Annotated in this window: 12 protein-coding genes; 2 read left to right on the top strand and 10 right to left on the bottom strand. The window is 69.4% G+C overall.

Translation table 11 applies throughout. The features are described from left to right. Positions 1-100 precede the first annotated feature (100 nt). On the top strand, positions 101-523 hold the full coding sequence (locus tag BLP95_RS01090; protein WP_218118503.1) for a TlpA disulfide reductase family protein: 423 nt from the start codon (positions 101-103) through the stop codon (positions 521-523). A 118-nt stretch (positions 524-641) separates the two neighbouring features. Here the strand turns inward: BLP95_RS01090 and adhP are convergent, their stop codons facing one another. Beyond that, a complete protein-coding gene (adhP, locus tag BLP95_RS01085; protein WP_176760200.1) occupies positions 642-1,667 on the bottom strand; it encodes an alcohol dehydrogenase AdhP in 1,026 nt (341 codons plus the stop codon). Between the two features lie 144 nt (positions 1,668-1,811). Next, positions 1,812-3,332: an acetaldehyde dehydrogenase ExaC gene (gene exaC, locus BLP95_RS01080; RefSeq protein WP_089676350.1), complete on the bottom strand. Its 1,521-nt coding sequence runs from the start codon at positions 3,330-3,332 to the stop codon at positions 1,812-1,814. Between the two features lie 133 nt (positions 3,333-3,465). On the opposite strand from exaC, the gene BLP95_RS01075 reads away from it, so the two are divergent. Next, the gene (locus BLP95_RS01075) at positions 3,466-4,146 is read left to right on the top strand and encodes a response regulator (RefSeq protein WP_089676349.1); all 681 of its coding nucleotides are present in this window, start codon (positions 3,466-3,468) and stop codon (positions 4,144-4,146) included. On the opposite strand, the gene BLP95_RS01070 is transcribed toward BLP95_RS01075, so the two are convergent. The 8 genes from BLP95_RS01070 to BLP95_RS01035 all read right to left on the bottom strand — a co-directional run bounded on the left by BLP95_RS01070 (position 4,119) and on the right by BLP95_RS01035 (position 14,746). After that, positions 4,119-5,459: an ATP-binding response regulator gene (locus BLP95_RS01070; protein ID WP_245678646.1), complete on the bottom strand. Its 1,341-nt coding sequence runs from the start codon at positions 5,457-5,459 to the stop codon at positions 4,119-4,121. The genes BLP95_RS01075 and BLP95_RS01070 overlap by 28 nt on opposite strands. Then, positions 5,437-6,600, bottom strand: a complete 1,164-nt coding sequence (gene nosP, locus BLP95_RS01065; protein WP_089676347.1) for a nitric oxide-sensing protein NosP — start codon at positions 6,598-6,600, stop codon at positions 5,437-5,439. The genes BLP95_RS01070 and nosP overlap by 23 nt, the downstream gene beginning before the upstream one ends. A gap of 77 nt (positions 6,601-6,677) precedes the next feature. Further along, complete coding sequence (locus BLP95_RS01060) at positions 6,678-8,822, bottom strand: ATP-binding protein (protein WP_089676346.1); 2,145 nt, start codon at positions 8,820-8,822, stop codon at positions 6,678-6,680. A 27-nt stretch (positions 8,823-8,849) separates the two neighbouring features. Then, positions 8,850-9,347, bottom strand: coding sequence for a putative pterin-binding protein (locus BLP95_RS01055; RefSeq protein WP_089676345.1), 498 nt, complete (start codon positions 9,345-9,347; stop codon positions 8,850-8,852). 146 nt (positions 9,348-9,493) lie between these two features. Then, positions 9,494-10,321 (bottom strand): DUF2189 domain-containing protein, encoded by an 828-nt coding sequence (locus tag BLP95_RS01050; protein WP_089676344.1) that lies wholly within the window; start codon positions 10,319-10,321, stop codon positions 9,494-9,496. 277 nt (positions 10,322-10,598) lie between these two features. Then, positions 10,599-11,027 (bottom strand): universal stress protein, encoded by a 429-nt coding sequence (locus BLP95_RS01045; RefSeq protein ID WP_089676343.1) that lies wholly within the window; start codon positions 11,025-11,027, stop codon positions 10,599-10,601. 13 nt (positions 11,028-11,040) lie between these two features. After that, positions 11,041-13,635: a TRAP transporter permease gene (locus tag BLP95_RS01040; protein ID WP_089676342.1), complete on the bottom strand. Its 2,595-nt coding sequence runs from the start codon at positions 13,633-13,635 to the stop codon at positions 11,041-11,043. A gap of 133 nt (positions 13,636-13,768) precedes the next feature. Beyond that, positions 13,769-14,746 carry a TAXI family TRAP transporter solute-binding subunit gene (locus BLP95_RS01035; RefSeq protein WP_089676341.1) on the bottom strand — a complete coding sequence of 326 codons (978 nt, stop codon included), beginning with the start codon at positions 14,744-14,746 and terminating at the stop codon, positions 13,769-13,771. Between the last annotated feature and the right edge of the window lie 41 nt (positions 14,747-14,787).

The raw sequence follows: 14,787 nt of genomic DNA, 5'->3' as shown, positions 1-14,787 counted from the left end.
AAACGAAGCTATCGATCGCTGACGAGGCGAGCCCATGACCGCACTGCCCGACTAGCAGGTAAGCCGCTGGCTCAACTGCGACACGCCGCTGACCCTGGGCATGCTGCGTGGCCGGGTGGTGATGATCCATGTCTTCCAGATGCTGTGCCCGGGCTGCGCCATGCACGGCCTGCCCCAGGCCCAGCGGGTGACGCGACTGCTGGTCGACGCCCCGCTGACGGTGATAGGGCTGCACAGCGTGTTCGAGCACCACGCGGCGATGACGTCCCTGGCGCTGGGGGCGTTTCTGGCCGAGTACCGCTATACCTTCCCGGTGTCCATCGACGCCGCCAGCGCCGACGGTGATCCTCGGCCACGCACGATGCGCGCCTGGGCGCTGGAGGGCACCCCCACCACGCTGCTGATCGACGCCCACGGCCGGCTACGCCACCGCCTTTTCGGCGTCGAGGAGGAGCTGGCCCTGGGCGTGCGCCTGGGCCGGCTTCTGCAGGAGGTCGAGGGCGCAGCAGACGCACCGCGGTGAAGCCCCCGGGCCTGACAGGCGGGCGCCGTCGAGTCGCGCGGGTCGTAAACGCCATAAACACCATAAAAAGGGGCGCGACGATCGTCGCGCCCCTTGGCTTCCTCCCGGATGGCGTGACTCAGGCCATGTCGAGCACCACGCGGCCCTCGATCTTGCCGTCGATCATGCGCTGGAAGACCGCGTTGATGTTGTCGAGGCGATCGGTGGACACCGTGGCCTTGACCTTGCCTTCGCCAGCGAAGTCCAGCGCCTCCTGCAGGTCCTGGCGGGTGCCGACGATGGAGCCGCGGACGGTGATGCCGTTGAGCACGGTGTCGAAGATCGGCAGCGGGAAGTCGCCGGGGGGCAACCCGTTGAGCACCAGGGTACCGCCGCGGCGCAGCATGCGCTGGGCCTGGTCGAAGGCCTGGGGCGACACCGCCGTGACCAGCGCGCCGTGGGCGCCGCCGATCTCGCGCTTCAGGTAGGCCGCGGGATCGGTCTTCAAGGCGTTGGCGGTGACCGCCGCTCCCAGCCGCTCGGCATGGGCCAGCTTGGCGTCATCGACGTCCACCGCGGCCACATTGAAGCCCATGGCGCGAGCGTACTGCACCGCCATATGCCCGAGGCCACCGATGCCTGAGATCACCACCCACTGGCCGGGACGGGCATCGGTCATCTTCAGCCCCTTGTAGACGGTGACCCCGGCGCACAACACCGGCGCGATCTCCAGGAAGCCGACGCTATCCGGCAACCGCCCGACGTAGCCAGCATCGGCCAGGGTATAGTCGGCGAAGCCCCCGTTGACCGAGTAGCCGGTGTTCTGCTGCGATTCGCACAGGGTCTCCCAGCCGCCGAGACAGTGCTCGCAGTGGCCGCAGGCGGAATAGAGCCAGGGCACGCCGACGCGGTCACCCTCCTTGACATGGGAGACGCCCGCCCCCACTGCCACCACGTGGCCCACGCCCTCGTGGCCGGGGATAAAGGGTGGGTTGGGCTTGACCGGCCAGTCCCCGTGGGCGGCGTGCAGGTCGGTATGGCAGACGCCGGAAGCGGCCACCTTCACCAGGATCTCCCCCTGCTGCGGACGCGGCACCGCCACCTCCTCGATCACCAGCGGCTCGCCGAACTTACGTACCACGGCGGCCTTCATCGTGTTGTCCATGCTGTCTCTCCTCGATAGGTCGGACGACCGGATGACGTCCGTCTCACCATGTCTCGCCAGGGGGCGAAAGCGGTGGAGCCGCACATTCTGATGCGTCCTGAGGGGGCAGCGGCCCTGCACGGCGCTGCCCCCGAAGCCCAGGGCCTAGAAGAAGCCCAGCGGATTGGTGTCGTAGCTGACCAGCAGGTTCTTGGTCTGCTGGTAGTGCTCGAGGGCCACCTTGTGGGTCTCGCGGCCGACGCCGGACTTCTTGTAGCCACCGAAGGCGGCGTGGGCCGGGTACTGGTGGTAGCAGTTGGTCCACACGCGGCCGGCCTGGATGCCGCGGCCCATACGGAAGGCGACGTTGATATCGCGACTCCACACCCCGGCGCCCAGGCCGAACTCGGTGTCGTTGGCGATGGCCAGGGCCTCCTCCTCGTCCTTGAAGGTGGTCACCGCCACCACCGGGCCGAAGATCTCCTCCTGGAAGACCCGCATCTTGTTGTGGCCCTTGAGCAGGGTCGGCTGGATATAGAAGCCGTTGTCGTAGGCGGGATCGAAGCTCGCCTTGTCGCCGCCGGTGAGCACCTCGGCACCCTCGTCGCGGGCGATCTCCATGTAGGACATGATCTTGTCGAACTGCTCCTGGGAGGCCTGGGCGCCCACCTGGACATCGGTGTCCAGCGGGTTGCCACGGGTGATCTGGCCCACCTTCTCCATGACCTTGGCCATGAAGGCGTCGTACATCGACTCCTGGATCAGCGCCCGCGACGGGCAGGTGCACACCTCGCCCTGGTTGAAGAAGGCCAGCACCAGGCCCTCGGCCGCCTTGTCGATGAATTCCGGCTCGGCGTTCATGATGTCGGCGAAGTAGATGTTGGGCGACTTGCCGCCGAGCTCCACGGTGGAGGGGATGATGTTGTCGGCGGCGCACTTGAGGATATGCGCGCCCACCGGGGTGGAGCCGGTGAAGGCGATCTTGGCGATGCGCTTGCTGGTCGCCAGCGCCTGGCCCGCCTCGGCGCCGTAGCCGTTGACGATGTTGACCACCCCCGGGGGCAGCAGGTCGCCGACCAGCTTCATCAGCTCGAGGATCGAGGCTGGGGTCTGCTCGGCGGGCTTGAGCACCACGCAGTTGCCCGCGGCCAGCGCCGGCGCCAGCTTCCAGGTGGCCATCAGCAGCGGGAAGTTCCAGGGGATGATCTGCCCCACCACGCCCAGCGGCTCGTGGAAGTGGTAGGCGACGGTGTTGGCGTCGATGTCGGCGGCGGTGCCCTCCTGGGCGCGGATGCAGCCGGCGAAGTAGCGGAAGTGGTCGGCGGCCAGCGGCAGGTCGGCGTTGAGGGTCTCGCGCACCGCCTTGCCGTTGTCCCAGGTCTCGGCCACGGCCAGCATCTCGAGGTTCTGCTCGATGCGGTCGGCGATCCTGAGCAGGATGTTGGAGCGCTCGGTGGCGGAGGTCTTGCCCCAGGCGGGCGCGGCGGCGTGGGCGGCGTCCAGCGCCTTGTCGATGTCCTCGGCGGTGGAGCGCGGGATCTGGCAGAACACCTGGCCGTTGACCGGGCTGACGTTGTCGAAGTACTCGCCCTTCACCGGCGGCACGAACTCGCCACCGATGTAGTTGCCGTAGCGCTGCTCGAAGGTGATGACGGCACCGGACTCGCCGGGATTGGCGTAGATCATGGCATGGCTCCTGAGTGTTGTGGTTATGATCGCTATGCCTCTCCAGTCTTGGTCGCCACCACGATCTGGGACATACTCCGGTGGCATGAGACGCCCTCCTCCCTTGGTAGGAGGGCCAGGACAGGAGAGCCCCATGACCACCCTGATGGTCGCCGACGACCACCCGCTGTTCCGCGAGGCGATCGCCGCGGTGATCGCCGCCGGCCTGCCGGAGAGCCGGCTGCTGGAGGCCGACAGCCTGGCCCAGGCCATGCAGCTGGCCGAACGGCTCGAGGCCGACCTCGACCTGCTGTTGCTCGACCTGGGACTCCCCGATGCCGCCGGCCTCGAGGGCCTGGCGCGACTGCGCCAGGCCCTGCCCGGGCTGCCGGTGGCGATCCTCTCCGCCGAGCAGGACCGGCGCACCGTGCTCGAGGCGATCGAGCTCGGCGCGGTGGGCTATATCCCCAAGTCGACGCCCCGGGAGGACCTGCTGGCGGCCCTCGAACGCATCCTGGAAGGCGACCTCTACCTGCCGCCCCAGGTGATGCGCCGGCCCCCGTCCCCTGCTCCAGCTACCGACCGCTCGCTGCCCGCCTCCCTGGAGACGCGCCTGGCGCGCCTCACCGACAAGCAGCTCGAGGTGCTCGAGCGCCTGCACCGCGGCGCCTCCAACAAGGGCATCGCCCGCGAGCTCGACATCGCCGAGACCACGGTGAAGACCCATGTCTCGGCGATCCTGCGTCGCCTGGGGGTGAAGAGCCGGGTGCAGGCGGTGCTGCTCGCCGGCGAGCTGGACCTCGCCGCCTACCGGGCCGAACGCCGCGGTCGCTGAGCCTCCAGCAGCGCCCCCAGCAGCAGGCGCAGGCGCAATGGCTTGAGCGGCTTGAGCAGGCACTCGAAGCCCGCCTCGCGGATGTGGGCCTTGAGGGCGGCATCGTGGTTGGCGGTGATCACCACCACCGGCAGCCCGGGATGGCGCTCGCGCAGCCCCCGGGCCACCGCCAGCCCGTCGGGGCGCCGTTCGCCGAGATGGTAGTCCACCAGCAGCGCCGCCGGCGCCGGCCCCGAGAGCGCCTCCGGGGAGGCGGCGCACGCCACCCGGCAGCCCCAGCCGCCGAGCAGTGCCGCCATGCCGTCGCGGATATCGGCGTCGTTGTCGATCACCCAGACCCGCGCCCCCGCGAGGGGCTCCGGCGCCTCGTCGCGCACGGCCGCCCCGGGGGCGGCGCGCTCGCCGTAGGGCACGGTGACCGAGAACAGCGCACCGTGCCCGGGCCGCGAGACCAGCCCGAGCGGGTGGCCGAGCATGCCGCCGATGCGCTCGACGATGGCCAGCCCCAGACCCAGGCCGCGGTTGTCGCCCTCCTCGGCCGTTCCGAGGCGACGGAACTCCTCGAAGATCAGCCGCTGCTGGGCCGGGGCGATGCCCGGCCCGGTATCGCCGACCAGGATCTCGAGCCCCTCGGAACGACGGCGGCAGCCGAGCAGCACCCGTCCCGACTGGGTATAGCGGATCGCATTGCTCAGGAAGTTGCGCACCACCCGCGCCAGCAGCGCCAGGTCGGAGGCGATCACCGCCCGGGTCGGCACATAGCGCAGCTCGAGGCCGCGGCTGGCGGCCAGCTGGCGATACTCCTCGGCCAGCACCCCGAGCAGCTCCTCGGCAGGGAAGCTGGCCACGTCTGGCCTGAGCACCCCGGCATCGAGCCGCGAGATGTCCACCAGGCTGCCGATCAGCGATTCGACGTCCTTCAGCGAGCGTCCGATGCTACCCACCAGGCGCCGCGACGAGGCGGGCAGAGCCTGGCCCTCCAGGGCGCTGGCGAAGAGCCGTGCGGCATTGAGCGGCTGCAGCAGGTCGTGGCTGACCGCGGCGAGGAACTTGGTCTTGGAGAGGTTGGCGGCCTCCGCTTCGGCGCGGGAGCGCTCCAGGGCCGCCAGGGTGCGCTGCAGGGTCTCGGTGCGCTCGCGCACCTGCTCGGCGAGCAGCACCGAGTGCTCGAAGGCGCCGTAGGGGCCGCCATGGGGCACGCCGCCCGCCTCCACGCGCTCTATCAGGGCGGCGCAGATGCGGCGCAACCGGTCGTTCTCGGCGGCCAGCGCCTCGGGGGAGGCGCCGGGCTCAGGCGGGCGGCGCGGATCCAATGGCCACTCCGGTGAAAGTCTGGTTGAGGTGCATGCCATGGTGCTGCTCACCGTAGGTGTTGAAGCCGATCACCCTGCCCCGGGCCAGCAGCCGCGAGGCCGCCGCCAGCTCGCCGCGGCTCTCCAGCTCCAGGCGGCGCAGGAAGCAGTCGCAGCCGATCACCAGGGCCGGGTCACCGAGGCGGCCGGCCAGGCCGGCGAGGACCGCCTCCAGCTGCTCGAGCATGGGCGCAGGATGCATGGCGGTGAGCACGATGCCGGTCTCCACCGCGCAATAGAAGCTCAGGCTGCCGTCCGGATTGACCCGCTGCACCGAGCGCACGTAGTGGGCATCGGCGATGCGCACCGCCAGCGGGTGCAGGGCGAAGGCCTCGGCGTCCAGCGCCGCCACCGGCACGCCGACCAGGCGCGCATACTCCTCGGCGGCGGGCAGGGCGTTGAGCTCGAGCACCCGGCGCGTCGCGCTGTCGGCCCGGGTCACCACCAGCTTGTGGTCCAGCGGGCGCAGGTGGTGGGTGGTGAAGACCTCGAAGGGGAGCGCGGTCGCCACCATCACCACCACCGCCGCCTGGGAGTGGAAGCGCCCCTCGGCGTAGACATGGGTGCGGGTGAGGCGGTTGTCGTCGCCGGCGGAGCCACCGAAGCCGGGGATGCGCCCCAGCGCCGCCTCCAGGGTGGCCAGCACCTGCTCCTCGCGGCTGGAGAGGCCGTCGAGCAGGGTCAGGGCAAAGCGCTCGGCGCCCGCCGGGGCCCCCGGACGACAGCGCTCGAGCAGGTCGTCCACCAGCCGCTGGGCGGCGAGCAGGTCGAAGCGGTCGAGGTCGGCCACCAGGGCGGTGGCGACGGCGAAGTCCTCCCGCGCGAAGCCGATGGCAACGATGCAGCCGCGCTCGTAGCCGCTCGGGCTGATCTCGCCGGCGGTGGTGCAGCCCACCACCGGCAGCTCGCCGAAGGTGTGCCGCAGGGCCCGCGACAGGCCCTCCAGCGGATAGTCGGCGCTGCAGAAGAAGAGCACGCCGCCGAGCGCGGGGTGGTCGAGCGCCTCGCCCAGCTCGGCCACGGCGGCCTCGGGGTCGGCATGGCGCGAGACCGCGCGACACAGGGGGGCGGCCGCGGGCGGTGGCGGGGTGTCAGGGCGCATCCTCGGCTCCGGTGGCGGGCGAAGGCCCAGTGTAGGCCGGAGCGCGGCGCCGCCACAACGCCGGGCGGCCGGGGCGGTCAGGCCGCCTCGAGCCGGGCCAGGGTGGCGGCGAGGCAGCGACGCAGCTCCGCGATGACGGCGTCGGCCGCCGCGAGGTCGCCGTCGACCGCCAGGCGCTCGACCCGGGCGGCGAGGCCGGCCACCTTGACCGCCCCGAGGCTCGCGGACTCCCCCTTGAGCTGGTGGGCCGCCTGGCGGGCGCGGCCGGCGTCACCGGCCCGGCGGGCGGTCGCCAGCGCCTCGAGGTGCGTCCCCGCCTGCTCGCGGTAGAGGGCGATCATCGGCGCCAGCCCCTCCTCGCCCAGTGAGGACCGCAGGCCATGGAGGATCAGCGGATCGACCAGGGTTTCCTGCCCCACCCCGGACGCGGGTGTCGCAGACGCCTCGTCGCCGCCCAGGTGACGCCTGAGCACCTCGCGCAGCGGCCCCTGCAGCAGCGGCTTGGCGAGGTAGCCGTTCATTCCGGCGGCCAGGCAGCGCGCCTGCTCGCCCTCCGGGCCGCCGGCGGTCATCGCCACCACCGGCACCCGGGAGAGCCAGCCGTGCTGCGCACGCAGGCGCCGGGTCACCTCGAGTCCATCCATGCCGGGCATCTGGATATCCATGAAGATCAGGTCGAAACGCTCCCGCGCCACCCGGGCCAGCGCGTCCTCGCCGGACTCGGCCAGCGCGACTCGGCACCCGAGGCGCTCGAGCATCGCCAGGGCGACCCGCTGGTTGACGGGGTTGTCCTCCACCACCAGCACCCGGCCGACACGGGGGGCACCACGCCGCGGAGCCGCGACGCCCTCCCCGGCCGAAGGCGGCGCGACGGCCGCCACCAGCGGCAGCCGGCAGCGGAAGCGGCTGCCCACCCCGGGCTCGCTCTCCAGCTCGATGCCACCGCCCATGGCCTCCACCAGGCGCCGCGAGATCGCCAGCCCCAGCCCGGTGCCACCGAAGCGACGCGCGGTGGTGGCATCCCCCTGGCGGAAGGGCTCGAAGATGCGCTCGCGCTGCTCGAGGGGGATACCACAGCCGCTGTCGCGCACCTCGAGGCACAGGCTGCCGTCGGCACCGACGGTGGCCGTCAGCCGCACCTCGCCCTCGGCGGTGAACTTCACCGCGTTGGCCACCAGGTTGAGCAGCACCTGGCGCAGCCGCGCCGCGTCGCCCATGACGTGGGTCGGCAGTTCCGGGGCGATGCGTGACACGAGACGCAGGCCGCGCCCCTCGGCACGGGCGGCGAAGATCGTCACCACGCCCTCCACCAGCTCGGCCAGGGCCAGCGGCTGGAACTCCAGCTCGAGCCGTCCTGACTCGATCTTGGAGAAGTCGAGCAGGTCGTTGATCAGTCCCAGCAGCAGGCCCGCGCTGTCATGGATGGTGGCGGCGTACTCCCGGGCGCGCCCCTCGAGGGGCTCCTCCAGCAGCAGGTCGCTCATGCCGATCACCCCGTTCAGGGGCGTGCGGATCTCGTGGCTCACCGTGGCCAGGAACTCCGACTTGGCCTGGCTGGCCGTCTCGGCACGCCGCGCGGTGGCCTGGAGCTCCCGGCTCAGGGTCTCGAGGTCGCGGCGGGCGGCGGCGTTGTCGCGCGCCTCGCGGAACAGCATCATCGCCACCAGCAGCGCGGCGAAGCTCATCGCCAGGATCAGTACCAGCAGCAGGCCGTAGAGGCGTTGCAGCTGGCGCCGCTCGCGGGTGGTGCTCTCGGCCAGGTGGCCGTTGATGGCGATCACCAGCCGCTCGGTGCGGTTGCCCAGCGCCTCCAGGCGTTGTTCCAGGGAGTCCTGCGCGTCCGCGTCGAGGGCGGCGAGCCCGCCGATGGCCTCATCGAGCGCCTCGATGCGCGCCTCGATCTCGTCGATCAGCCCCACCGCGGCCGGGATCCGGGCGATCAGCTCGGTGACGTCGCCCTGGCGCAGCAGGGTCAGGCGGCTGTAGAAGAGCTCGAAGCGCAGGCGCAGGCCGGACAGGCTGGCGTCCGGCTGGACCAGATAGCTGCGCATCTGCACGGTATCACGGTCGAGCTTGTAGGCGTGCCATACCGCGTCGCCACCGACGCTCCCGGCCAGGCTGTCCTGGCGCCAGGAGACCAGCCCCACCACCACCAGGGCGGCGGCGAACAGCACCAGGGCACTGATGGCCCCCAGCCGCAGGCGCAGCGGCAGCTTCAGCATGGCACCGCACCCCGGGCCGGCGCGCCCTCAGGGCGCATGGATCTCGGCGACATGCCACACCGAGCGGAAGCGTACCGCCTCGTTGTGCAGCTCGGGATGGTCATCGAAGGGATAGAGCACGAACAGCGGACCGAACTCGCGGATCGGCATCGCCTCGCCATTGCGCCGCATGGCCAGGATGACGTCGTAGCGTCGAAGCTCGGCCACGGGGATCCGCGCCCGGTACTCGTTGAGCGCCTGGACCACCACGCTGTCGCTCTCGACCCCGGCCGCCGCCAGCACGTCGCGCAGCAGCGGCCCCTCGAAGCAGCCGTGCTCGCGGTGCCAGGGGGTACGGGTGCAGACCTCCACGAGCGACAGGTCCTGGAGCATGGCACGGTCGAACTGCGCCACCTCACCGACGTTGGGATGGCGGATATCGCCGCTGACGGTCAGCAGTACCTCTCCCTCGGGCTCGGGCAGCGCCGCGGCGACGGCGAACAGAGGAAGCGTGGCCAGCAGCAAGGCAGCGATCGACAGGCGCATGACAGGGACCCTTGAAGGCAACTTAGGGCGGCCAGCCTAACCGATCCCGGCGGCGGGGTCAGCTCGACGATGGGCGCGGGCAAAACGCCGCGGGGGCGCCTCGGCGCCCCCGCGGGTCGTTTCCCTCGATCGATGGGTCTTCCTGGTCAGCCGTGGAACTCCTGCTTCTCCTCCACGGGCTTGACCACCACCAGCTCCTCGTAGGCATGCCAGCTGGCGAACCCGAGCACCGGCAGGATCAGCGCCAGGCCGATATAGAAGGTCAGCACGCCTACCAGCACGCAGCCGGTGAGGATGGCGGCCCACAGCAGCATCGGACGGAAGTTGCGCGCCACGGTCCGCACGCTGGCCTCGATGCCCTCCATGAAGGTGAGGTCGTGGTCCATCAGGGTGGGGATCGCCACCACGCTGATGGCGAAGGCGCCGAAGGCGAGCACGCTGCCCAGCGCCGTGCCGACGGCGATCATGCCGAGGCCTTGGGGGGTGGTCAGCAGCGCCGCATAGAGGGCGTCGGGGCTGGGCACCTCGAAGCCGAAGAACAGCGCGAACAGCAGCGTGGCCACGCGGATCCAGGCCATGAAGAAGATCATCATCATCACGCCCATCATCGCCAGCTGGCCGGCATGGGGTCGCCAGGCGCCGAAGGCATCGCCCAGGTGCGGGGCGCGATTGGCCTCCAGGGCGCGGCTGATGCCGTAGGAGCCCACCGCGACCAGCGGCCCGATGAACATGAAGCCTGCCACCAGCGGCAGCAACCAGTGCCAGAGGCCGAGGTAGACGGCGCCCACGGTGACCGCGATGCTCAGGCCGACCCAGAACATGCCGTAGGCCAGGCTGACCGCAGTGGCCTGCCGGAAGTCCTCGATGCCGGCGGCGAGCCAGGCCCGGGGGCGATCCATCCCCACCGGCTGGATGGTGATCCTGACGCCCGGCGCTGCCGGCGCGTGACGTGCTTTCGCGGTTGCCGCATTCATGTGTCACCTCTCTTCACCGTTTTCCGCCCGACCGTTGCAGGCGCTGCACGAATGGCTCGGCTCGGCCGACCCATCGAGACACGTTAACGGCGCATTTCGTCGTTAACCCATCCTTAATCTAGTTGATGCGGGTCAACTCTGCAGGCAATACCACTGGCCCTTTTTCACGCTGGGGATTTTCACGCCGGATGCCCACGACGAAACGGGCCCCGACGCCTGGTCGGGGCCCGTCACGCGATGGTGATGGAAGGAAGGGAGGCGGCCGGAGTCGCCGCATTCAACGCACGATCATCACCGATACCTTCGAGTGGTGCACCACGTGCTCGGCATTGGGGCCGAGCACGTAGTCGGCGAACTTGCGCTTGTTGTGGGAGGCCATCACGATCAGGTCCACCTCGAGCTTCTTGGCCGCCTTGACGATCGCCTCCCAGGGCGAGCCGTCGACGATCACGCTCTGCACCGTCACGTCCTCGGGCACGTTCTCCTGGATGAAGCGATGCTGCGCCTCGGAGACCGCCTCATGGGCCTTCTTGGCGAAGTCCTTGGGGAAGTAGGAGCCCACCAGCGGCATGCGGTAGTCCGGCAGCACCGTCACCACATGCAGCGAGGCACCGAAGCTGTGGCAAAGGGCCAGCGCCGTGGGCAGCGCCTTCTTCCAGGAGGCCTCCTCGTTGAGGTCCACCGGCAACATGATCTTCTGGTACATGACGCTCTCTCCTTCAGGCTGACGCCGCGGCGGCCGTGCGATCACGCCGCCGACGCTGCAACACTACGATCAGGCCGAACACCAGGAAGGCCGGGATCCACATCAGCTCCTTGGTCCAGCGATCGACCGGGGCCAGCACCTGGATGATCTCCTGGTCGAACTCGAAACCGAGCTGGGCCGCCTGGCTGCCGTAGGTCACCATGTCGACGACGGCCTTGTCGTCCTCGATCAGCAGCATCAGCCCCAGGTTGTCCAGCCGCTCCTGGCCCGTCTCCCCTTCCGGCACCGGCAGTGTCATGTAGGTGGTCATCGGGTCGCCGAAGGCGTCGAGGCCGGCGATCTGCAGGCGCAGGGTGCTGTCCTCGTCGACGTTGCCGAGTGCCTCGACGAACTGCGCCGGCGGCACCTCCCGGTAGGGATCGTGGATCTGGTCCATCCAGAAGCCGGGACGGAACAGGGTGAAGGCCACCAGCAGCAGCAGGATCGACTCGTACCAGCGGTTGCGGGTGATCATGAAGCCCTGGGTCGCCGCGGCGAAGATCAGCATGGCGATGGTGGCCACCACGAAGATCAGGATGCCCTGCAAGAGCGAGACATCGATCAGCAGCAGATCGGTGTTGAAGATGAACAGGAACGGCAGCGCCGCGGTGCGCAGGCTGTAGTAGAAGGCCTGGAAACCGGTGCGGATCGGATCGCCCCCCGAGACCGCCGCCGCGGCGAAGGAGGCGAGCCCCACCGGCGGCGTGACGTCGGCCATGATGCCGAAGTAGAACACGAACAGGTGCACCGCGATCAGCGGCACCAGCAGGCCGTTCTGCTCGCCCAGCTGGATGATCACCGGCGCCAGCAGCGCCGAGACCACGATGTAGTTGGCCGTGGTGGGCAGGCCCATGCCGAGGATCAGGCTGAGCACCGCGGTGAAGAACAGGATGAGCAGCAGGTTGCCCATGGAGATGGTCTCCACCACGTCGGCCAGCACCAGGCCGACGCCGGTCTGGGAGACGGCGCCGACGATGATGCCGGCGGTGGCGGTGGCGATGCCGATGCCGATCATGTTGCGGGCACCGCTCACCAGGCCGTTCCACAGGTCGAGTGCGCCTTCGCGGATGTCCGCCGCCATGTCGCTCTTGCCGCGGAACAGTGCCATCAGCGGCCGCTGGGTCAGCATGATGAAGATCATCAGCACCGTGGCCCAGAAGGCTGAGAGCCCCGGGGAGAGACGCTCCACCATCAGGCACCACACCAGCACGATCACCGGCAGGATGTACTGCAGACCGACCATCACCGTGGGACGGGTCTGGGGCAGCTTGTAGACCGGCTGGCTGGGGTCATCGAGCTCCAGCTCCGGGTAACGGGCCCCTACCTTGAGCAGCGCCAGGTAGATCACCACCAGGCCCGCGGCCACCACCCAGACGGCGGCGTCACCCAGCGCCGGCTTGAGCCAGCCCAGGCCATAGTAGACCGCCAGCGCCGTGGCCATCATCAGCAGCAGGCCACCGAGGAAGCCGATCGCCTTGCGCACCAGCGGCTTCGGCGGGTTGCTGCTCTCCAGGCCCTGCATGTTGGCCTTGAGCGCCTCGAGGTGGACGATATAGATCAGCGCGATATAGGAGATCAGCGCCGGCAGGAAGGCGTGCTTGATCACCTGCACATAGGAGATGCCGACGTACTCCACCATCAGGAAGGCCGCGGCCCCCATCACCGGCGGCATGATCTGGCCGTTGACCGAGGAGGCCACCTCCACGGCGCCAGCCTTCTCAGAGGGGAAGCCGACGCGCTTCATCATCGGGATGGTGAAGGTGCCGGTGGTCACGGTATTGGCGATGGAGGAACCGGAGATCAGGCCGGTCATGCCCGAGGCCACCACGGCGGCCTTGGCCGGCCCGCCCTTGTAGTGCCCCAGCAGCGAGAAGGCGACCTTGATGAAGTAGTTGCCGGCCCCGGCCTTGTCGAGCAGGGCACCGAACAGCACGAACAGGAAGACGAAGCTGGTGGAGACCCCCAGCGCGATGCCGAAGACCCCCTGGGTGGTCAGCCACTGGTGGTTGACCAGGCCGTAGAGGCTCACCCCGCCGTGGGCGAGGATGCCCGGCATCCAGGGGCCGGCAAGGGAGTAGGCCAGGAAGACGCTGGCCACGATCATCAGCGGCGGACCGAGGGCCCGGCGAGTCGCTTCCAGCAGCAGCAGGATGCCGACCACACCGATGATCACGTCCTGCAGGATCGGTGCCCCCGGGCGCTGGGCGAGCTGCTCGTAGAAGAGGAACATGTAGGCGCCGCAGAAGGCGGCGACGGCGGCGAAGACCCAGTCCTGGATGGGGATGCGGTCCCGCGGCGAGCGCTTGAGCGCCGGGTAGGCCATGAACGCCAGGAAGAGCGCGAAGGCCAGGTGGATGGAGCGGGACTCGGTGGCATTGAACACACCGAAGCCCAGCATGAACGGCAGCGGCGAGGCGATCCACAGCTGGAACAGCGACCAGACGGCGGCGATCCCCACCAGCAGCTTGCCGGGCGTGCCCGCCGGCTTCCTCGCCCCGGAGTCACTGGAGGCGACCATATCCTCCAAGTCGACCTCGTGCCCGGCGGCCCTCTTGTTGTCCTCGGTCATAAGCGTACCCTGCCCTGAGTGTTGGGTGTAGCGTCCATCCGCGATGCCGGGCGGCATCCCTCAAACAGAATGCGCGGCCCCCTCGGGTGACCGCGCATTCTTCACCGAGGTGTCATCACCTCAGATCACCGGATCACTCGATCCAGCCCTGCTCACGATAGTAGCGAGCGGCGCCGTCGTGCAGTGGCGCAGAGAGACCCTGGCTGACCATCTCTTCCGGATCCAGGTTCTGGAAGGCCGGATGCAGCTGGGTGAAGCGATCGAAGTTGTCGAAGATCGCCTTGACGGTCTGGTAGACGACCTCCTCGTCGGCCTCGGCGGTGGTCACGAAGGTGGCCGCAACGCCGAAGGTCTCGACGTCCTCGTCGTTGCCCTTGTAGAGGCCGCCGGGGATCACCGACTTGGAGTAGTAGGGATACTCCTCGACGATGCCGTCGATGGCCTCATCGTTGAGCGGGATCAGGCGCGAGTCGACGGTGGTGGTGGCCTCCTGGATGGAGCCGTTGGGGTGGCCCACCACATAGACCATGGCGTCGATGTTGTTATCGGCCAGGGCGGCGGCCTGCTCGGCAGCATCCAGCTGGGAGGCCAGCGAGAAGGTGTCCATGTCCCAGCCCTTGGCCTCCATCACCACTTCCATGGTGTTGCGCTGGCCGGAGCCCGGGTTGCCGATGTTGACGCGCTTGCCTTCCAGGTCGTCGAGGGTCTCGATGCCGGAATCGGCGCGGGCCAGAAGGGTCAGCGGCTCGCCGTGGACGCGGAACACCGCACGCAGGTCCTCGTAGGGTTCGCCTTCGAAGTTGCCGGTACCGTTGTAGGCCTGGTACTGGACGTCGGACTGCACCACACCCATGTCCAGCTCGCCGGACTTGATGCCGTTGACGTTGGCCACGGAGCCGCCGGTGGAGGGCGCGTTGCACTTGATGTTGGCGTCTTCCAGACGGTTCACCAGGCGGCAGACGGACTGGCCGACCACGTAGTAGACGCCGGTCTGACCACCGGTCCCGATGGTGATGAACTTCTCTTCCTGGGCCACGGCGGGCGATGCGACCATCGCGGCGCCGAGGAGCGCGCCGGTGAAGGCGGCAGCTGAGAAAGCATGGCGTTTCATGAACACACCTCTTTGACGTTGTCGGCAGACGAGTGGCAGCG

It is taken from the genome of Halomonas shengliensis (assembly GCF_900104135.1).
Classification (GTDB): Bacteria; Pseudomonadota; Gammaproteobacteria; order Pseudomonadales; family Halomonadaceae; genus Halomonas; species Halomonas shengliensis.
The sequence above is the reverse complement of the archived record's forward strand: the minus strand, read 5'-3'. Positions and strand labels throughout refer to the sequence as shown.

Excerpts from the sequence above, each read along its gene's own strand:
- BLP95_RS01040 (WP_089676342.1), bottom strand. The coding sequence starts at position 13,635 with ATGACCGAGGACAACAAGAGGGCCGCCGGGCACGAGGTCGACTTGGAG.
- nosP (WP_089676347.1), bottom strand. The coding sequence starts at position 6,600 with ATGCGCCCTGACACCCCGCCACCGCCCGCGGCCGCCCCCCTGTGTCGC.
- BLP95_RS01090 (WP_218118503.1), top strand. The coding sequence starts at position 101 with ATGCTGCGTGGCCGGGTGGTGATGATCCATGTCTTCCAGATGCTGTGC.
- BLP95_RS01075 (WP_089676349.1), top strand. The coding sequence starts at position 3,466 with ATGACCACCCTGATGGTCGCCGACGACCACCCGCTGTTCCGCGAGGCG.
- exaC (WP_089676350.1), bottom strand. The coding sequence starts at position 3,332 with ATGATCTACGCCAATCCCGGCGAGTCCGGTGCCGTCATCACCTTCGAG.
- adhP (WP_176760200.1), bottom strand. The coding sequence starts at position 1,667 with ATGGACAACACGATGAAGGCCGCCGTGGTACGTAAGTTCGGCGAGCCG.
- BLP95_RS01035 (WP_089676341.1), bottom strand. The coding sequence starts at position 14,746 with ATGAAACGCCATGCTTTCTCAGCTGCCGCCTTCACCGGCGCGCTCCTC.
- BLP95_RS01050 (WP_089676344.1), bottom strand. The coding sequence starts at position 10,321 with ATGAATGCGGCAACCGCGAAAGCACGTCACGCGCCGGCAGCGCCGGGC.
- BLP95_RS01055 (WP_089676345.1), bottom strand. The coding sequence starts at position 9,347 with ATGCGCCTGTCGATCGCTGCCTTGCTGCTGGCCACGCTTCCTCTGTTC.
- BLP95_RS01045 (WP_089676343.1), bottom strand. The coding sequence starts at position 11,027 with ATGTACCAGAAGATCATGTTGCCGGTGGACCTCAACGAGGAGGCCTCC.
- BLP95_RS01060 (WP_089676346.1), bottom strand. The coding sequence starts at position 8,822 with ATGCTGAAGCTGCCGCTGCGCCTGCGGCTGGGGGCCATCAGTGCCCTG.